The following is a 19464-nucleotide window of genomic DNA, read 5'->3' as shown; positions in this document are numbered from 1 at the left end:
TTTATTCTGATTATTTAGTCGGACATTCACCCGGAGTTATTATATCATTAAATAGTGATACATAATTTGATTGAACTTTCGCAGTTACAGTGTTAAATGTGCTTGGATTTGGAGAATATCCAGTATAGTTGGTTCCTGTCTGTGAGTCCCAGTCCTTAACCTGTTTTTCGTCATATTTAATACAGTAATCCTTAGCCCCTGAGACATTTGCAATTATAGCTGAGTAACCTGAGGGAGAAAATGCTTCTGAGAATCCACCCTCTATCATTGACCACTGTTGATTCGGGGCAAGGGTGAAAAGAAAACACACTATTCTTTTTTTATCCTGAAACTCTGCAACACATAGGGGAGCAGAGTTGTTACTCGCACCTGAATCTGAAAGTGGGATTGCAATGGTTGCAAATTTTTCATTAAAGCCATCGTTATTAATATAAACTGGCCAGAATGCATTTCCAAAATAGTAGGAATTTCTGAACAGTAAAAATGATTGGTTAGAATTTGTATTATTTTTAAAAGTCCATTCAACTGTCCCGTTTATCTGGTCAAACCAGATCCAGCTAACAGTTACTTTTGGTAATGTTTCCGGTAATTTTTTTTCTAGTATTATTCCTCCAACTATCTCTGTCATGTTTATCTTTAGGTAGTAAAACTATATTTGACTTTTGGTATGCCTGTTTAGTACACTCATATGTGTTAATACTTCGTTGAAAACCGCTTAAGAATCCACTGGGACATGCCTCCACTTACAGTGCAGGTATCAAAACCATATTCTGATAGTATTTTTGAAGCCTCCCTGCTCCTGTTTCCGTGAGCACAGATAACTGCGTATTTATTATTTAGATTAAGCTTGAATAAAGCTGTATCAACTTCACTTAGTGGAATGTTAATGGAACCATCTATAAAACCTGATTTCAGTTCCTCCTTCTCTCTTACATCTATAACTGTAAATTGAGCTATTTCTTTCTTAAGGGTACCTACATCTATAGATTTAATTCTAGAGGTTGGGAGTCCCAGTGATGACCACTTCTCCAGTCCATCGCAAAACGTAAATTTAACTGGAATCCCATATTCTGAGGCAAGTCGGCTTGCGTACTCTCCTATTGCTTTAAATGAAGAGTATACCGCAATTGCATTATGATTTTTTCCCATTAATCGCGCTAGATTTTCCTCCCATGGTTCCAGTGATATGGGATGACTTATAGCCCCTTCTGGATAGCCTATTTCAAGATATGGCATAGGGTCTACATCAACAAGTACAGTCCCAGGATTCATGAGCTCATTTTTTATTGTTTCAGCATCAATCATTGTGAATTACCTCTATAGAGTTCTATGCTTCTTCCCAGATTCCATTCTCTAATACTCTTTGCATTGACTGGAGGAGGTTTCAGTGTTTTTATAACCATATCAGAAAATTCTTCAAATGACTTAACTCTTAAAAACTGGTTAAATCTCCTTTCATATCCAATTGTTGAATTGAACTTTGGGCTTAAGAATAGACCGCCACATGAAGAGGAACCTGAGTGAGCTGGGAATATTTCCACATAGTCAGGTAGAACTAGTAATTTCTTAAATATGGTATTATACTGATCATTTATGGCATTTTTTATCATCTCCTCGCTTTCATATACAAGATCAGGTCTGCCCACATCCCCAACAAACAGTGAATCTCCAGTAAAAACAGATACAACTTCGCTGGATCGAGACCGATCAATAATCTTCAGGGCAAGATTATCAGGTGTATGCCCCAGAGCATGCATTACCACAATCTCCAGGTTTCCAAGTGAGATAACCTGTCCATCCCATAGTTTGTTAAATTGGAAATCATTGGGTGCATTTTCACTCATAGATACATGAATTCCTATTTCCTCTGCCAGTTCTCTTGCTGCAGAATAATGATCTGCATGAACATGAGTATCAACAACCACTTCAATATATAACCTTTCTTTTGCAGCTGATATTACATAATTCTTATGGCCAATAGACCGTAAAGGATCTATAACCATAGCTTTACCCGAGATTTCATCACCTATTATATAAGATGAACAACCGTTAACATAATCGCGGATGGGAATAAGATTCATTAATCATCCCTATTATACACTATTTATAAAGATTATTAAACAATAATTATAATATTAAGCGTAATTTCATAGAGATTTATTTCTAATTTCAACCAGAGCATCCATGGTCTTAAGCACTTCTTCCTCAGTGTTATAGAAATGTGGTGAGATTCGTAAATTTATACCTCTTGCAGAAGTGAATATTTTATATTTATCTCTCAAAAGTTTCTCAATTTTCATAGGATTTGAAACCTCAAAGGCAATAATCCCACCTCTATTCTCAGGAGATTCTGGTGTATTAACAGTGAATCCATTCTTTGTTAATTCATCAAATACTATTGATGTAAGAGTCTCAATTCTTCTGGTGATTTTATTTTGACCTATTTCAAGTATTTTTTTAATCCCCTCAATTGATGCGTATATTGAAGGAACAGACCAGGTTCCGGATTGAAATCTGAGAGCTCCATCTGCATATTGAAGTTTTTCAGTTCCAAATTGAAAAGGATCTTGTTGTGAAAACCATCCTATATCAGTAGGGTGAAGTTTTTCTGCAACCTCTTCTCTTGCATATAGAAATGCTGTTCCTGAAGCCCCTAGAAGCCATTTTAATGTTCCCGAAGAAAGAAAGTCAATATTCAAATTCTTAACGTTAACAGGCAGAACTCCTAGAGATTGATAGGCATCAACATAGGCATATGATCCATGTTGATGAAGTATATCAGTAAATTCTTTTAGATCGAATTTTGTCCCATTGCGAGATGAAACGTGAATAACAGTGCCCAGGCGAGTTTTATCAGTGATGTTACTTTCATAATCACTGGAAGAAACAATCCCGTTTTTGTTTCTAACCGTTACAGTTTCAACACCTCTATACTTTTGGGCTAGAGAGATAAAGTTGGTAGTTGGATACTCAAGGTCAGTAGTAATTATCTGGTCATTTTTACAAAAATCTATGGAACTAAGAAGAGAAGAAAATGAGGCCGACACAGATGGTAAAATTGCAATTTCATTTTTTGATGCATTAATTAGTTTTCCGATTAAAGATCTTAATTCTTCAACTTTCTGTTGCCATATGTCCCACGGATTCCCAAATTCAATCTGATCTGCTTGATATTTACTGAATGCTTTTTTTACTGATTTAAGAAGGGCACCCTGACTGCATGCAGCCAGATTTATAGAGTCATTTATATTTACGAACGACCTTCTCCACTCTAACACTTCATTTTTCACATGGCTAGATAAAATAACCATTATTATAACCGTATTGTTGAGGAATGGTATACCATCAAGTTAAAAGTTCAATTCTATAAATGAAACCTGGAGAATCAAAGCTTTTAGTGTAATACTCTCTACAACACTCTATAAGGTAGCACAAATTAGCAAACATCTGGTTTTGAAAAATACCTATTTTAAATAGGTTAAAAGCATATTAATTTACGAAGAACAATCAGAAATATAACATGTCCACAGTAACAGATCATATGGCGAATGAAAGAACATATTTAGCATGGGTAAGAACTGGAATAGCAGTTATGGCACTGGGCTTCGTGGTAGCGAAGTTTGGTATAATTATTAAGGAGCTGGTTCCAAATTCATCGAATGTTTCAGCCCCATTTTCTGCATCTATTGGTATAATTCTTGTCATATCTGGCGGTTTTATGCAGGTAATGGCTCTAAGGAGTTTCATAAAGAACAAAAAAAGTATAGAATCAGGAGATTTTGAGCCATCATCAACTGCAATAATCACTTCTGGAATTCTTATTCTCTTAATCGCGGTGCTTTTGATTGGATATATGGTTCTAACTCTATAATCACACTTATTCTCAATCGCTCTATAAAAGGACAGTTAGCCATTACTTCCCGTAAAGAAATTCCGTTTCATTTCAATATTTGTAATATCTTTTTATTGAAAGGTAGAACAGAGTCAAAGAAATACCTATAATAGAAGAGAGGAATATTAAAGGGGAAAGATCGAATATTGAAAGATGGTTTAGCATTATAACTCCGCTAACCGGACTTCTCAGAAAATAACTGTTGAGTTCCTCTACATTTAGAACGGGTAATATGCCACTTATTAGGTTATATGTCCTTATGTTATCAAGCAGAGGTTTGAATAGGACATTATCTGAGAAAATTGCCTGAATTTCGAGTATGGATTGTGATAAGGAATCTATTAAAGGATATCCTAAAATCAAAAATATTGTTAATGAAATGCGGGGCATTGTTTTACCAATGAAAAAAACGCCAATCAGAAGATATAGAGAGGAAAAAACAGTAAATGCAGCCACACTGAAAAGGTAAATATAAATAAATGCAAGAATAGATAGTGAATAGTGTAACATTAATTCTGAAATCAGGTATGTGGCAGTAAAAGCAAAACCCTCAAAGATGGACATGGTCAAGATAGAAGAGATAAATTCATTTGTTATTGTATACCATCTCTTTCTTGGCAATGATAGATAATACATGTAAACAGGAAGATTAAACATGGGCACAAACAATGTTAATACCATAAAAACAGTGACAAGTAACATAATTTCTGCGCCAGTATTTCCTAGTAATCCTAAAATAGAAATACCAGAGGTAATAGAAATTGGCAAAACGGTATTATGGTAAACGGTACCAAGAGCAATTCCATTTACAAAAAAAGTTACGTTAAACGCTTCATTCATGGAAAGAATTCTGCCCTCATTTGAATTTATTGTGTAAATCTTATTAAATGAATAGTTACCCAAATAAACGAGTGGACCAACAGAATTTTGATCTTGAGGATTATAGAGATGATATGAAAGATTATAGCTTCCACTTGAGTTTCCACTCATGAGGAAGATGGGAGCGATGCCATAATAGCCCAAATTATAAAAGGGCAAAAAAGCCATATTTATAACTCCACGCTCTCCTGTTCTATTATTAACAACTACATCAAAACTATTAAATCCAAATTTATCATCCTTTTGGTTGGTAACTAATCTGTTTTCACCCTCCAGTACTGTGTAATTTTCTATGTGATAGCTTCTAATAGAATTCTGAGTTCTATTATAATCAACTGGTAGTAGGAATAATAAATCAGTATTATTTAATGTAAAACTTCCGTTCTTTTTGGTAATTACATTAAAATATATATTAAGTTGAAGGAAAAAATGATCCAATAAATTTGAGTCTACTACAGAAACATTTAATCTTACACTTGTATTAGAAACGGGTTCAAGCTTATTGTTTATTAGAGAGTAAGTACTCTGATACATTGCACCAATATTGCTAGCATTTTTTGAGTTATGATTAACACTCACTGTATGAATATCATATCCATTGCTGAGAAAGTAAAGGTGGCTGTCGCTTGTTGGAATTGATGCGTTCTCTATAAGAATGGCTGGAAATATTAGAATGCTAATAACTGATAAAATAATAATAGACTTAACTGTTAATTTTGACCTAATTGATTTTAGAATATCAGCAGTAATCTTCATTTTTAATAATTGGAATTATCAACTTATATAAAAGTGTAATTAAGTAGTAAATTAAGCAATTATTTAATTGCCATCATCGTTTCTATTTTTACTTCTTTCTGGGTCAAATCCATCTGGATAACGTTTACTTAGTTTTATTACATTTCTCTCTGCTATCTCAGAGGCGTCTATACCTAATACCCTTGCACCCTCAAAAATATACCATAAAACATCTCCTAGCTCCTCGATCATTTTATCCTTATCAAGTTCATGTCCCTGAAACATGTGTTTTTTAACCAGGTCAGCAAATTCTCCAGATTCGCCTGTGAGACCCAGAGCGACCATCACTATATTTGTTCCGTTGGGTGATGTCCTTTTCTGCATTTTCGCGTACTCATCAAAATCCATTGCGTCAAATTGTGATAAGCTATAATACTTTTTTTAAAATATTATTTGGTCTATTTGTTTTAAATTCAAGAGTTTTGTAAACCCCATTTCAATATAAATACTACTTATAACACGAGGGAAAACCATTTTAACCATTAATTCAATAACCACTCATGACAGGAGAAGTTGATCCATCACGAAGGGGATTTCTTAAAGCCATGGTTGGTCTTTCTGCCGTTGCTGCAGTAGGAGGACTTGGCAAAGGAGTGGTTCAAAACCTGATTACACCTGCCGTAGGTTTGACTAATTTTCCAGAAACGTTGCTATACTGGAACGATCCGAGTACACCGAACAGTGCACCAGTCCCACTTAAAGCAAGTCAATTTGAGGTAGAATCACCTAGCGTTTGGATTTATTATTATCCACTATCGGATGAGCCTAATTTTGTGATCCGTTTTGATAGAGAGGTTCCACCTACATCTGTTACCATAGATGCTACAGGCGAAGTTTATACATTCACAGGAGGTGTAGGACCAGACAATTCTATTGTTTCATACAGTGCAATTTGTCAGCATTTGGGATGTATACCGCCAATTATACATTATTATCCACCTGGACAGGAAGGGACTTTACCAGCAAATGTTATTAGTTCATTAAAGACCTATAATGTAACAAAACCAACTTATGGTGTTATTCATTGTAACTGTCACGGAAGTACATACGATCCATTCCGTGGAGCTGGAATAATAACACATCCAACTCAAAGGCCACTACCCTTTGTGACTTTGAAGTACGACGATCTCACTGACACTCTATACGCTAAAAAATTAACTGGACCAGTAGTTTTCGGGCATCCGTCGGATCTCACAGGAGGACATGCAATAAGCAATTTAAGTAAGACAACTGTAAACAAACTCGCATCTAGCTAAAGGTGAATCAATGAGTATGAATGATATAAGAAAGAATTTTAGTATAAAGAATGTACTGGGAGAAGACCCATTAAAAATTGAAGAACTTCCGCTTGCAACAGTACCTGATTACATGCGAAAAAAAGGCGGGTTTTGGTACTGGACTGGTGCTCTAATATCTATGGCATTCATTTATCAGGTAGTAACTGGGCTTATTTTGCTGTTGTATTATAATCCTGCTAACGCTTATGCATGTACGGAATATGTTTTGAGAGATGTTCCTTATGGTGAACTTTTCTTAACAACGCATCTTTACGGCGCATATGCTATGGTAGTTCTTGTATATCTACACATGTTCAGGAATTACTTTAACGGTGCATACAAGAGACCGAGAGAACTTCAGTGGGTAACAGGAGTTATATTACTTGCTTTAACAATTGGAGTGGGATATTTTGGTTATTCAATGACAGGAGATGTATTATCAGCTGATGCAACTGACGTTGGTAGGGGAATAGCACTCTCAGTACCAGTTTTGGGAAAAATATCTGAAGAAATAGTATTTGGAAATGGAACTAACACTTCTCTGTTTATTAGAATGCTTGGATTGCATATAATCCTTGCAGCACTAATTGGTGCTCTATTTGGTTTCCATTTCTATTTGGCTGAGGCAAACGGAATGATGCCATCTCAGAGACTCGCAAATTATAAGGCTCCCGCGGTGGATAAGGATAAACCAGAGTATAAAAAATGGTACCCTTATAATCTTATGTTCATGATGCAACTGGGGGCATTTACATTTGGAATTCTACTATTTCTACCATCAGCAATTGATGCTTTAAGGGCAATACACATGGGAGTTCCTGCTCTGTTCGATCCTTTCCCCCAGGTAGCCTCTACTTCGCCTCTAGCACCTTATGTTCCGCCATATCCACCATGGTTCCTATTGTTCGTATATAAAGCAATAGATTTTAAGTTCTTCAATCTATTCGGTGCGTACTCACCTCTGATGGCTTCAGCAGTCTTTGGTGGAATTCCATTAATTTATTTCCTTATAGTACCATTTTTAGACCGTTCTAATAATTTGCATCCACTATCAAGGCCTGTATTTACAGCATTTGGGGTTCTTGCAATCATATATCTGATCATCCTCTCTCTCTGGGGAGTACTGGCTCCAGGCATCCCAATAAGCAATGATATAGTGGCGTTAGTCTTACTGCCACCGTTCATTATAGTAATGGGATTTTTCCTCGCGTTTGGTCACCTATATAAGAAGGGAGCCTTCAAACCATCCTTAGCCAAGCTAACTGGTTCCTTCATCATATTCGTAATTCTATTGTCTCTGGGCATATTTGAGCTTTCACTTGAACTGGGCAACATGATGCACGGAGTTACTCTTTCAAACACTTTAAATGTTGGTGCATATGGAGCCGCTACTGCATTTGCAGCATTTGGAACTATGAAATCATCAAACTTCGCTCACCTTTCAATGGAACAGCCAAAGCCAGTAAAAGGTATTCAGATAAGTCAGAAAACAGTAAACGTACTTGTTGCAATTCTATTTATTATTGCAGCTGAGATACTGTGGCTGATGATTCAGGTCGATCCAACGAACCTTGTTCAGGAAGCTGGATTCGGTATGGGACTAGGTGGACTGCTGTTCATAGTAGGAATAGGCATAAGGCTTTACAGGTTGGCATACTATAATGAGTAACGCACCCAGAGTAGCCGGATTCAAGGAAATAAGCTTCTGGCAGGAAGATGGGATAGGTGTGATCACTATCCTATCAGACGACCAGGGGAGAGTTTCCCTGTTATTTTTTGAAGAATTTCTAAAGGCGATATCTCTCGCAATTACAGACGATAAGGTAAAGGCTGTTGCAATAACAGGCTCCAATGATAATTTCCTAACGGGATTAAGAAAATTTGAATCAAATCAATCAGTAAAGTATCTGGATATGGTAAGCACAGTAGCTTCATTTATCGCAATGATAAATAAACCTGTATTCACACTTGTAAATGGTACCTGTATAGATCTGGGCGTTGAACTTACTTTATTATCTGATGTTTGTATTGCCCGCGATGGTGCAAAGTTTGAAATATCTGAGAGTTACATACCTGTAATGGGTCTAAGCCATACTGTTATGAAGTATCCTGTATTTGTTAATGGTGCCTCAAGGGAAGGAAAAAATTGTGATGTAATTTTTCCTGAAGAGATATTTCTTGATAAGGCGAACGACTTCATTCTTTCAAATATTAAGGAATACATGTCTATTGCAAGGAGAGAGAGATTGGGTGATGTAAATGGGATACTTTCAAAAGAGAGATCCATATATCTTACTAACTATTTTATGAAAAACAACAGTCAAAATGAAAATGCTTAGTAAATTTAGATATTCTAGAAATCAGCAAATTTTTTACTATTAATTCACAGTAGAAACGGTACTACAAAGAGAACAGCCACTATGGAAGCTACCAGATTAACCTGACCCTTGGACATCTTATTTTTATTTTCAAATATTGCTCCCAGAAGTGAATCTATATTGCTTCCAAGAAATCCTGCAACAAGTATAAGGAAAAATGGCTCCTCCCAGTTCAGACTTCGGGTTAGAATTACGTAGGATAGGGCAATTAAAAATGAACCCAGAAAGGCTGCAAAAGTTCCTATAATAGAAATGCCACCATTTATTCCAGTCTCACATCTCCTGAATGTTGTTATTAAATATGTTCTATCATCAAGAACCCCAATTTCTGATCCAAATGTATCGGATGTAATGGCAGCAAATGCTGCGGCAAACATTATAAAAAATGGAAAATTAAACGGTATAAAGAGGTTTGAGAGAGCAATCATCACTCCGATTGCCCCTCCATAGGCAACATTGGAAATTTTTCTCTCACCGCGAGTACCCTCCTGCTGTTTCAACTTCATTTTTTCTTCAAATTTATATTTAGTGGCCAAATGAGAAAAGAATGCAAACAGGATTAATAGAATCAGCCAGTTCAGGTTTCCTGCAAAGGAAACAATTGCTCCAATAATGACTGCCCCTATGGCTCCTTTGACATCAAATAGTTTGAAAATCTGTGAAAGAAAAAATAAAATAACCAGTACGATTAATACTTCTAGAACATAGTAAAAATTAAAGGCTTCTAGCATTAACTAGATTCCCCTTTCAGCCAACCTCTGTTCCTTAGGAATATCATTTATGTCTTTTCCTTCCATAGAGGATAAACCAGTTGAAACATTACTTATCATCCTGTAATCATCATAGTTCTCAACCGCTTCAACGATAGCCCTGGCCATTCTTATTGGATCAGGAGATTTGAATATACCACTACCAACAAACACTCCATCCACCCCTAGTTTCATCATAAGTGCCCCATCCGCTGGTGTGGCAACACCTCCAGCTGCAAAATTTACGACAGGTAACCTACCAAGCTTCTTGATATCTTTCACAACACCAAGGATTTCTTCCTGAATTTGTTTCATGCTCATACCGTAAAATATGTCTTCTGTATCAATCTTTGTCTCTTTTAGGAACAGGTTTGGCATAACATCTTTCCTCAATCTCAGGTAGCTATCTGCAGCTGTTTCAGCTACCTTTATCATATCATTGTTGTTCATTCCCTTAATTAGAGAAACCCCTTCATTTACCATCCTAATATGTCTTACAGCTTCCACTACATTCCCTGTACCGGCTTCTCCTTTAGTTCTCACCATTGCCGCACCTTCAAATATTCTCCTTATTGCCTCAGAAATGTTTCTGGCACCGCAGACTGTTGGGATCTTAAGTTGCTTTTTATTCAGGTGAAAGAATGGATCAGATGGAGTTAAGACTTCACTTTCATCAAGCATATCTGCCCCAAGGGCTTCAAGGGTCAGTGCTTCTGTTATATGCCCTATTCTTACTTTTGCCATAACTGGAATTGAAACTGCATCAATTATTTCTCTTATCTTTGCTGGATCTGCCATCCTTGCTACTCCACCCTCTGCCCTTATATCAGCAGGTACTTTTTCCAGAGCCATAACCGCAACTGCTCCGGCAGTTTCAGCAATTCTGGCCTGTTCGGCGTTAGTAACATCCATGATCACTCCTCCCTTAGTCATTTTTGCGAATCCGGTTTTAAGGAGTTCTTCACCGAACCTTAAGTCTTGAATATTGAGTGCCATCTTTTATCATAGCTCCATTTAAAAAATATATAAAAGGTTTGTCTAAATATCCGTGGAGATAATAAATTCTAGCCTAGAAATGAAGCCCATCCATGACAAGGAAAGAGAATATAAAATACGAGCCGAATCCTAGCAACACAAATATACTGAATATATTTACAACAAAACTAACTTTTTCCTGATATTTTGCATGGGTTTTGTAGATTACAAAGCATAGAAGATAAACATAAACTATTATACCAAGATAGAAGAAGTAAAATGGTGAAATACCATCTGCTTCAATAATACTCAGGCCAGCGGTCAGCCACCATCCTATTTGCATGGGGTTTAGAATTCCTGTGAATAATCCTTTAAAATAGCTGAAATCTGTGTTAGACTCAGACTCTTTCATGCGATTGGTGTTTATTACCTCATTGAGAATTTTAAGTGCAAGATATACAAAGTACAATCCTCCTAAAATAAAAATTATTGGTTCGTACGCTGTTAGATCAACATAATTTTTCAATAATAAAACTAGGAAGAGGAGGATTAAATCTGCCGTCATGGCACCCATCCCGACCAGAAAGCCTGACTTTATGCTACTAAGGGATTTTTTCATTATTACGGTCATAACGGGGCCAGGAGGAGCAGCCATTGAAACTCCCAGTGTAAGACCTATCAAAATGGTATAAATAGTAATCAAATGCCATAGTTATTATAGACTATATTAAAAACGTAACAGTAAGAGTGAAAGCTTTTAAGAAAATATGATATTTACAACCATGACTGAAAAACTGAAAATAAGATGGAATAGTCATGCCTGTTTTGAGATAGAAGGATCAAAAAAAATAATTATTGATCCATTTCTAGAGGGAAATCCAAAGGCTACAAGGAAGAAGGAGGATGTAAAAGCAGATATAGTAATTGTAACCCATGGGCATGGGGACCATGTTGGAGATGCTCTCTTCATAGCAAAAAAGAACAGTGCACCTGTAGTTACAATGGTTGAATTAGCCTGGCTATTGAAGGAAAAAGAAGAATCTCTGGAAGTCCATGACATAAATTACAGTGGCTCTGTAACAGTAGATGGGGTTAAAATTACTGCAGTGCCGGCATATCATTCATCCTCATATGACGGAAAGTATGCAGGAAATCCAGGTGGAATGATTATAGAAATGGAAGGTAGAACACTTTATCATGCTGGAGATACTGGGGTTTTTATGGATATGGAATTAATAGGAAAGATGTACCATCCAGAAATTGCAATGTTACCCATAGGTGGGCATTATACAATGGCACCTAAAGAAGCTGCGAAAGCAGTTGAAATGATCAAGCCACAGATAGCAATTCCAATGCATTACAGTACATTTCCAGCCATAGAACAGAACCCAGATGAATTCAGGAAAGAAGTTGAACGTAATTCAACAAGCAAGGTAAGAATAATGTCAATTGATCAGACCATAGAGGTCTGAACCCAACCGGTTTTTTATATATTTTCGTCAAGCCTGAACTGTCTGGTTCCCTTAATATCTTTTAGTGGCTCAAGCTCTGTATCTTCTAGAATAAATCTCTTAATATCATTCTCCCTACCAGTAATTTTTATATATCTTGTTCTTCCGTACCTGCCAAGGCTCTTTACTGTTGTATTGATCATCCCAAAATCTTCCAGTTCTGATATATAGTCACTGACTCTTCTGGAGGTTAGTGGCTGAATACCTATATCCCTGCAGAGATCTGCATAAAGACTGGACACTTCCCCAGTTGTTGCTGAATTAGGGTGCCTTTCCCCTGACAGAATAACTGAAAGTAAAACTATCTTTGAATGCGTTGGCTGTGTTTTAACTGTTTCTCTAATTACATCAATCTCCAGCGTATCCCTCGCCTTATAAACGTGGCTAACACTAACCCTGTCAGAGCTCTCCCTGATTGCCATCTCGATGGAAATTCTCATCAGGTCTATGGCTTTCCTCGCATCCCCATGTTCTCTTGCACCAATGGCAGCGCAAAGTGAAATTGCAGCCTCATCATAGCTTTCGGGATTCAGGACTTTTGTAACTCTTGGATAAAGAATATCTTTCAGTTCCTCTGCATTATACGGTGAAAACATTACAGATTCTCTGCTCATTCTGCTTTTCACCCTTGGGTCAAGTCTTTCATAAAAGGAGGAGTCATTGGTGATGCCTATAATAGTTCCACCAGCACCAGTATCTTCACCCATTAGCTTGAGGATAACATAAAGGGAGTCACCACCATTCTTTTCAACCAGCTTGTCTATTTCATCCAGAATAAGAATAAGAATCTTTTCGCTTCCCTTAATTTTGACTACGAGTTCATCATATATTCTATCGAGAGTCCATCCGGAAGGTGGAATATTCGAATCCCCAGGAATACATTTTGAAAGGTTAACCAGTATGGAATATGGAGAATCATAGGTCTGGCAGTTCACATAACATGTTATCACTTTATCACCCACCTTCTCTTCCAGCATTTCAGTAACATACTTCGTAACGGATGTTTTTCCGGTTCCCGTTTTTCCATAAATCAGTAAATTATTAGCAGAAAAGCCCCTGATCAGACCACTGAGAGAGGCTACCATTGTATTGATCTGGGGTTCCCGATGTGGAAACTCCTCAGGTTGATGAATGACAGAAAGTATGGATAAATCGCCCTTCAGGGCGATATTTTGAGTTTCATATTTATCAAATGGATTCATCAATACACCGTAACTCCTCATAATTGAGACTACCATAAAAGCATTTTTAATACGAAACTGGTAACATATGTGATCACATGCTGATTCATTTGCGGAAAGGTGACATGTCCTCGCCAAGATACCTGCTAATTGCGCCTACAAGATACATAGATCCAGTTACAACCACAAAATCAGACTCTTTTATGGCCTCTTTGTAGGCTTCGATGGGGTCTGGAATAACCATAACATTTCTGAAGGTTTTTTCTGCCATTGGCTTCAATATTTCAGGGTCCACCTTCCGTTCAGGTTCTTCGGGCGTTGTAAGGATAATATCATCTGCGCAAGTAGAAATATTATGAAGGTAAGAAAAGTGATCCTTATCAGATAGCATTCCAACAACAAGCAGTGGCTTTTTTTGGTATATCTCTCTAATTGATCTGGACAGTGTCTGGGCCGCGGATGGATTGTGGCTTGAATCAAGAATTACCAGAGGATTAGTTCTAACCACGTCCATTCTACCAGGCCATCTGGCATTTGAGAGTCCCTTTTCGACTTCTTTCCTGCTTATGTTTTCATCAATACTCTCCAGCGCTGTGATAGTGGTCCTTGCATTGTCTACCTGGAAGTTGCCTATAAGCTTCAGGTCTATTTTATATTCTTCGGTGGGTGTTGTGATCCATATTCTCGATCCTGTATCATTTACCTTGATACCGGAAACTTTAGTATACTCATAACTATTCAAATATATACTACTCCTGAGCTCTGCTATCCTTTTAATTGCCTTCAGTGGCTCAGGTTTATCCTCTCCAGTAACTACAGGAATCCCCTGTTTTATAATTCCACCCTTTTCTCTAGCAATCTCTTCCAGAGTTGTTCCAAGTCTGTCAGTATGCTCGTAACTGATCCTTGTTATCACGGAAACAATCGGGGTTAAGATATTGGTAGCATCAAGTCTACCTCCAAGGCCAACCTCTATAGACGCATACTCTGCCTTCTGATCCCTATAAAACTGAAAGGCCATTTCAGTAGTCACCTCGAAAAATGTTGGGTTCCTCTTATTGATACGTCCATTATTTATATAATCCCTGTAAAGATCAATGTAATGTTCTATCTCTTCATCACTTATTCTTCTGTCCTGCAGAAATATTCTTTCGTTAAAATCAACAAGGTGAGGAGAAGTGTAAAGTCCAGTTTTCCCCTTCAGTCTAAGAACATTGAATATCATATTTGAAACTGAACCTTTTCCATTGGAACCCGTAATATGAACACTTTTGAACTCTTTGTGTGGACTTCCAAAATGTAAATCAAACTCTCTCATGGTAGAAAGGTCATACTTTATACCTTCCCTTTTCAATCTGTATATAAATTGAAGATTTTCGTCTCTCAAGCGATTGGTAAGACTTATCACATATATATTGATTGCAATAATTTAAGTCCTATTGTTGTGAAAAAGGTACTCTTACAATGAGAAAGAATATATGCAATATGCAATCTCCATTAACATGCCAACTGTACACAGATATCTTGATGATGCATACAGAGTTGAGGGTGAGGGAAAGGTTGTGTTCAACGAATTCACTGATATAATTGTTGATGATAGCATACTATTCCCAACCTCATATGGACAGCCAAATGACAAGGGAAAGATAGTTATTGACGGAAAGGAATTTGAAATTATAGATGTATGGGACGATGGAGATGGAGTACATCTTATTTCACATGACACATACCCCAGCGACAGCAAAGGCAAAACGATCAAGCAGATTGTAGACTGGCCAATAAGATATAATCACATGAAATTTCGAACCGCTCTGAGGGTTCTTGCTGGACTTGCTTACAAAAAATACTCTGCACCACACAGGTTAAATCAAACCTATGAGGATTGGGCATGGATAGATCTGGAGATTCCAGAGATTTCCGAGGAAATTGTAAAGGAGCTTGAAACAGAGACAAATGAGATTTTAAAAAGCGGGATTGAACCAACCTATAGTACCATATCAAAGGAAGAGTTCATGAAAAATGAAACTCTTATGGCTTCAATTAAGGGAAAGGTTCCAGATATACCAGAAGTAAGGGTAGTTAAAATAATGGGGCTACCAGATCAGATGGAAATGGGAACACTGGTTAAAAATTCCAGTGAAGTGGGGCAAATTAAACTCAAAACAAATCTGATAAAGGGAAAAGTAGGAACGAGAGTTAATCTGTCCCTACAATAGTATCTTCCATTAGTTTTTGTATATCTTCTGCGGATATATTTATTATCAAAAGCGTAATTCTTGAAAATGGAAATCAAGAAGGAAATAAATATTACTGAAATTCTTCTGGCTTCCCTAATTGCCTTTTTAACAATTCTTACAACTTTCTATATTTACATTGATTATATTATTAAGAGGGAACCTCATTTTTCATCCTATGCGGTCAACTCACTTTTCTTCCTTATCTATAACGCAAGAGTAACCTTCCTGATAAGCACGGTATTTTTTATGGTAATTGCTGTTTTTAGCACTGTTTATTTCCTGAAAAAGAGTGATCCAGAGCCATCAAAGGTTGGAAATTTTTCAAAGGTACCCATTGCCCAGGGATTTCTTTTTCTCTTCCTATTACTTTCACTTCTTTCATCAGTGACACCATCAGTGCCGGGTCTGGACAAATTAATTGGAATTTTTGGTCTTGCGGCATATTATGAACAAACTGTAATAATGTTTTCTTTGGTAATAGGTGTTCTATCCATAATAATGATACCTCTGATCCATAAGGATACAGATAAACCAGTCGCCACGGCACTCTTATCTGGAAGCATAGAAAAAAATGTTTATAATTATTTTTACACTCTTATACCAGCAGCACTTTCTTCTGTGTTCTTTTATATTTTCTATGGGTTTACAGGTTATGACATCATCTTTTTCTTTTTAATATTCGTGATACTTTTCATATTCGTCAAAAGATATGGTCTTATAATTACATTCACGCTATTGACTCTGACTTTTGGTTCAAATGCCATTGAACTCGTTGTAAAACCTGTAACCGGTATAATTTATCCAGTCTTAATACTTGTATTCGCATTTCTTGGATTCATATCCAGTCTCTTCTTCAACTCTAAAGCACCTTCTTCAACAAGATCCGACAGAATGGATAGCACTGGTGAGACCGGCAAAGACGCAAGATCCGGTTTCCAATCTCCATCTCAGCATGGGTCAAATGATGCAAGAAACAGACTCACGGATTCAAGAGAACTGAAGGATAAGCTTTTCATTAGAGGTGTTTGTCCACACTGCGATTCAGTAGAATTCTATATCAAAGATACTGGAGATCTGGAATGTAAGAAATGCAAGAGCATATGGACAGGAAAAGAAACTGAATTCCAGTCATTCAAGGTTGGAAGAAACAGGAATTACAGGATCTGAATCATGGGTTATAACCATCAGAATAGCAAATACTATTGCAGGAATGAACACAATGAGGGATACTTTTAAGCTGGCAAAATAGGCAAGAAATCCACCAAGAAATGTTCCTGTAATAAAACCAAAGGAAAAGAAACTTTCATAATAGAAAACCCCATTTCTCGGGCTTTCTGTTTTGTTTATATAACTGAGTATTTTTGAGAAACCCACGCTGCTTCCGAATCCTGAGACTGCCAGGGCAGCAATTAGCAATGGAACGGTGAACCCAAATATTAAAATTAAGGGGAAAGCCGAAAGTAGGCTAGAAATTATGGTAAAATTTCTCTGCTTTGAAACACTGGAAAAGTTTGCGACAATAGACCCAACTGCAAACATCACCCAGTATATTGTCAGAAGTATACCTATCAGTAAATAGGAATAGTTTCCGGTTCTTATTATTGGTACAATAACAAATGTTACAAAACCCATCCCTATCCCTGAAAAGGACATAGGAAGAACCATCCTGTAATTGAGTTTCATTTTTACTTTACGCTTTATTCGTTCCTTTCTGTCAGTTGGCTGTAAAATAAGACCTGTAATAGATACAGCTAGAACAAGTAGATACACTGAATAATAACCGATATACTGCAGCATAATTCCAGAGAAAAGGGGAAATACACCTGTTGGAATAGACCATGCGGCCGAATATCTCTCAGCCATCCCGTCCCGGTCCAGCAAACCTGTTTCTATTTCTGCAGAAATCCACCACATGCTTTGAAAGAATCCAGTAAATATAATTATAAGAATATATGAGTATGTAGAATTTACATGTGTTAATAACATAATGGAAGCCACTATAATAACAACATAGGGTATCTTAAGGGCCAGGTTAAGATGTCTCCTCCTGGATTTTCTGTAAAGATATGAAATTAAAATGAAGGGAAGTGATGAGGAAGTCCCAATTGCCCCTATTTGAAAATAATTATAATGCAGGGATACCAATCTCAAAGGAAAAGTAAAACTCAACCAGAACCACGCCATAGAGAAAAGTATTGTTGAAATAGAAAATATATATGGTGTTTCTATGTTGAAAGAGGTACGGTGCATTCATTCCGGAATATCTTATTAATTAATAGCCATTTTCCAGAAAATCGTAAAAGTCACACCTTACAATACTGTTCGCAATGAAAAAACAGAGAAGGATTCAATCAATTTTTATACATCTTAGTATTTACAGATTGATTATAATGGTAACAAAGCCAGCAAGAATGTATACAAAAATATCAGGTCCTGCCTATACAAGAAGAGACTTTATGGGAGGAGTACCTTACCCAAAAATAACAACATTCACTCATGGGAATCAAAAAAGGGATTTCCCAATCGAATTTAGAATGATAGCAGAGGAGAGCTGCCAGATAAGGCACAGCGCTCTTGAAGCAGCCAGAATATCAATAAACAGAAAAGTTAGTGAGTCTCTGGGACTGGATAACTATTTCTTCCAGATCAGGCCGTATCCTCATCACGTTATAAGAGAGCATAAAATGGCTACTGGAGCTGGAGCTGATAGGATTTCAAGTGGAATGAGGAATGCTTTTGGAAAGCCTGTTGGTACTGCTGCGAGAGTTCATGCAAATGATATAATAATGGTTGCAAGGGTAACTCCAGAGGGTGCAAAACAGATGAAGGAAGCTCTTCACAAGGCATCAATAAAACTTCCAACCCCATGTAGGATAGAAATAACCAAGGGAAAGGATATAGCAGGAAAAATCGGTATTTAATTTTCTAAATTCCAAATATACAGAATTATATATTCCAGAAAGAAAAGTTTTATTAATTCAGTCTGTATGTGACTTTCATGAAAGTATGCCCTAACTGCAGTTCAGTAATGGATGATAATGCGAAGATCTGTACACAATGTGGATATCAATTTGATGCTGCTCCATCATCGTCTGGTGTAGACCTGAATCAGTAAACTGGTAGTTCTTTCAATGAAAAAATAAAATATTGTCAGAACTGTGGAACCGCAAACACGTTTTCTAGCACAGTCTGCTCAAATTGCGGAAGTTCCAAATTCTCCTCAACACCAATGATTGATAACAGACCAACAGGAATAACCATTCTTGCAATTCTTGGTATACTGGGTTCCTTACCTGAACTTTTAATAGGATCAATATTTACTGTTGGTTTTCCTATTATTGGAGTGCTTATAATAATAGTTGGTGTACTTTTCCTAATTGCATCAATTTCATTGTTTTCTGGAAAGGAATGGGCAAGAATTCTCATAATGATCTTTTCTGTCCTAATGCTAATAGCTATTCCAATTGGAACAATTATGGGCATTATTTTCCTGTATTATTTCACCAGACCCCACGTGAAAAAATATTTCCAGAGGCAAAATCTAAATCCACTATAATGCTCTTAAAATAAATTTTATAACCACTTTTCTT

At 36.8% G+C, this 19464-nt stretch carries 22 protein-coding genes; 9 read left to right on the top strand and 13 right to left on the bottom strand.

The annotated features are described in order from the left end of the window. Nucleotides 1-10 precede the first annotated feature (10 nt). The 4 genes from CSP5_RS06930 to CSP5_RS06915 all read right to left on the bottom strand — a co-directional run bounded on the left by CSP5_RS06930 (nt 11) and on the right by CSP5_RS06915 (nt 3290). Nucleotides 11-628 (bottom strand): hypothetical protein, encoded by a 618-nt coding sequence (locus CSP5_RS06930; protein ID WP_021788828.1) that lies wholly within the window; start codon nt 626-628, stop codon nt 11-13. A 65-nt stretch (nt 629-693) separates the two neighbouring features. Continuing rightward, the gene (locus tag CSP5_RS06925) at nt 694-1305 is read right to left on the bottom strand and encodes a rhodanese-like domain-containing protein (RefSeq protein ID WP_021788829.1); all 612 of its coding nucleotides are present in this window, start codon (nt 1303-1305) and stop codon (nt 694-696) included. Continuing rightward, nucleotides 1302-2081: an MBL fold metallo-hydrolase gene (locus CSP5_RS06920; RefSeq protein ID WP_021788830.1), complete on the bottom strand. Its 780-nt coding sequence runs from the start codon at nt 2079-2081 to the stop codon at nt 1302-1304. Before CSP5_RS06920 ends, CSP5_RS06925 begins: the two co-directional genes overlap by 4 nt. A gap of 66 nt (nt 2082-2147) precedes the next feature. Beyond that, nucleotides 2148-3290 (bottom strand): aminotransferase class V-fold PLP-dependent enzyme, encoded by a 1143-nt coding sequence (locus tag CSP5_RS06915; RefSeq protein ID WP_241810746.1) that lies wholly within the window; start codon nt 3288-3290, stop codon nt 2148-2150. Nucleotides 3291-3520: 230 nt separating this feature from the next. On the opposite strand from CSP5_RS06915, the gene CSP5_RS06910 reads away from it, so the two are divergent. Continuing rightward, nucleotides 3521-3871, top strand: coding sequence for a YidH family protein (locus CSP5_RS06910; protein ID WP_021788832.1), 351 nt, complete (start codon nt 3521-3523; stop codon nt 3869-3871). A gap of 72 nt (nt 3872-3943) precedes the next feature. Here the strand turns inward: CSP5_RS06910 and CSP5_RS06905 are convergent, their stop codons facing one another. Next, nucleotides 3944-5527 carry a hypothetical protein gene (locus CSP5_RS06905; RefSeq protein ID WP_148689982.1) on the bottom strand — a complete coding sequence of 528 codons (1584 nt, stop codon included), beginning with the start codon at nt 5525-5527 and terminating at the stop codon, nt 3944-3946. A gap of 63 nt (nt 5528-5590) precedes the next feature. Next, nucleotides 5591-5914, bottom strand: a complete 324-nt coding sequence (locus CSP5_RS06900; protein WP_021788834.1) for a nucleoside triphosphate pyrophosphohydrolase family protein — start codon at nt 5912-5914, stop codon at nt 5591-5593. Nucleotides 5915-6066: 152 nt separating this feature from the next. Here CSP5_RS06900 and CSP5_RS06895 point away from each other — a divergent pair, with 152 nt between their 5' ends. The 3 genes from CSP5_RS06895 to CSP5_RS06885 are packed head-to-tail and all read left to right on the top strand — an operon-like array spanning nt 6067 to nt 9182. Then, nucleotides 6067-6822, top strand: coding sequence for a Rieske 2Fe-2S domain-containing protein (locus CSP5_RS06895; RefSeq protein ID WP_021788835.1), 756 nt, complete (start codon nt 6067-6069; stop codon nt 6820-6822). A gap of 10 nt (nt 6823-6832) precedes the next feature. Then, on the top strand, nt 6833-8512 hold the full coding sequence (locus CSP5_RS06890) for a cytochrome b (protein WP_021788836.1): 1680 nt from the start codon (nt 6833-6835) through the stop codon (nt 8510-8512). Further along, the gene (locus CSP5_RS06885) at nt 8505-9182 is read left to right on the top strand and encodes an enoyl-CoA hydratase/isomerase family protein (RefSeq protein WP_021788837.1); all 678 of its coding nucleotides are present in this window, start codon (nt 8505-8507) and stop codon (nt 9180-9182) included. Before CSP5_RS06890 ends, CSP5_RS06885 begins: the two co-directional genes overlap by 8 nt. Nucleotides 9183-9226: 44 nt before the next feature. Here the strand turns inward: CSP5_RS06885 and CSP5_RS06880 are convergent, their stop codons facing one another. The 3 genes from CSP5_RS06880 to CSP5_RS06870 all read right to left on the bottom strand — a co-directional run bounded on the left by CSP5_RS06880 (nt 9227) and on the right by CSP5_RS06870 (nt 11648). Then, nucleotides 9227-9952, bottom strand: a complete 726-nt coding sequence (locus tag CSP5_RS06880) for a DUF92 domain-containing protein (RefSeq protein WP_021788838.1) — start codon at nt 9950-9952, stop codon at nt 9227-9229. A gap of 3 nt (nt 9953-9955) precedes the next feature. Then, on the bottom strand, nt 9956-10966 hold the full coding sequence (gene pdxS, locus CSP5_RS06875) for a pyridoxal 5'-phosphate synthase lyase subunit PdxS (RefSeq protein WP_021788839.1): 1011 nt from the start codon (nt 10964-10966) through the stop codon (nt 9956-9958). Nucleotides 10967-11039: 73 nt separating this feature from the next. Next, nucleotides 11040-11648 carry a LysE family translocator gene (locus tag CSP5_RS06870; protein WP_148689981.1) on the bottom strand — a complete coding sequence of 203 codons (609 nt, stop codon included), beginning with the start codon at nt 11646-11648 and terminating at the stop codon, nt 11040-11042. Between the two features lie 79 nt (nt 11649-11727). Here CSP5_RS06870 and CSP5_RS06865 point away from each other — a divergent pair, with 79 nt between their 5' ends. Beyond that, nucleotides 11728-12417 (top strand): metal-dependent hydrolase, encoded by a 690-nt coding sequence (locus tag CSP5_RS06865; RefSeq protein WP_148689980.1) that lies wholly within the window; start codon nt 11728-11730, stop codon nt 12415-12417. Between the two features lie 14 nt (nt 12418-12431). On the opposite strand, the gene CSP5_RS06860 is transcribed toward CSP5_RS06865, so the two are convergent. Together CSP5_RS06860 and CSP5_RS06855 are read right to left on the bottom strand one after the other, a co-directional pair. Further along, nucleotides 12432-13658, bottom strand: a complete 1227-nt coding sequence (locus CSP5_RS06860; protein WP_241869804.1) for a Cdc6/Cdc18 family protein — start codon at nt 13656-13658, stop codon at nt 12432-12434. 85 nt (nt 13659-13743) lie between these two features. Then, nucleotides 13744-15024 (bottom strand): bifunctional folylpolyglutamate synthase/dihydrofolate synthase, encoded by a 1281-nt coding sequence (locus CSP5_RS06855; protein ID WP_241869803.1) that lies wholly within the window; start codon nt 15022-15024, stop codon nt 13744-13746. 115 nt (nt 15025-15139) lie between these two features. Between CSP5_RS06855 and CSP5_RS06850 the strand changes: the two genes are divergently transcribed. Continuing rightward, nucleotides 15140-15853 carry an alanyl-tRNA editing protein gene (locus CSP5_RS06850; RefSeq protein WP_172399433.1) on the top strand — a complete coding sequence of 238 codons (714 nt, stop codon included), beginning with the start codon at nt 15140-15142 and terminating at the stop codon, nt 15851-15853. A 66-nt stretch (nt 15854-15919) separates the two neighbouring features. Then, complete coding sequence (locus CSP5_RS06845) at nt 15920-17041, top strand: transposase (RefSeq protein WP_148689978.1); 1122 nt, start codon at nt 15920-15922, stop codon at nt 17039-17041. On the opposite strand, the gene CSP5_RS06840 is transcribed toward CSP5_RS06845, so the two are convergent. Then, entirely contained in the window at nt 17003-18124 is a 1122-nt protein-coding gene (locus CSP5_RS06840) for an MFS transporter (RefSeq protein ID WP_148689977.1), read from the bottom strand. The two genes, CSP5_RS06845 and CSP5_RS06840, sit on opposite strands and share 39 nt — an antisense overlap. 140 nt (nt 18125-18264) lie before the next feature. Between CSP5_RS06840 and CSP5_RS06835 the strand changes: the two genes are divergently transcribed. Next, nucleotides 18265-18795 (top strand): 50S ribosomal protein L16, encoded by a 531-nt coding sequence (locus CSP5_RS06835; protein ID WP_021788847.1) that lies wholly within the window; start codon nt 18265-18267, stop codon nt 18793-18795. 77 nt (nt 18796-18872) lie between these two features. Next, on the top strand, nt 18873-18989 hold the full coding sequence (locus tag CSP5_RS10065; RefSeq protein ID WP_148689976.1) for a zinc-ribbon domain-containing protein: 117 nt from the start codon (nt 18873-18875) through the stop codon (nt 18987-18989). A 35-nt stretch (nt 18990-19024) separates the two neighbouring features. Here CSP5_RS10065 and CSP5_RS06825 read toward each other — a convergent pair whose 3' ends face one another. Continuing rightward, nucleotides 19025-19357 (bottom strand): hypothetical protein, encoded by a 333-nt coding sequence (locus CSP5_RS06825; RefSeq protein WP_148689975.1) that lies wholly within the window; start codon nt 19355-19357, stop codon nt 19025-19027. Nucleotides 19358-19464 lie beyond the last annotated feature (107 nt).

This window comes from Cuniculiplasma divulgatum (genome assembly GCF_900083515.1).
Classification (GTDB): Archaea; Thermoplasmatota; Thermoplasmata; order Thermoplasmatales; family Thermoplasmataceae; genus Cuniculiplasma; species Cuniculiplasma divulgatum.
Note: the sequence above shows the minus strand (reverse complement) of the source record. Positions and strands in the feature narration are given on the sequence as shown.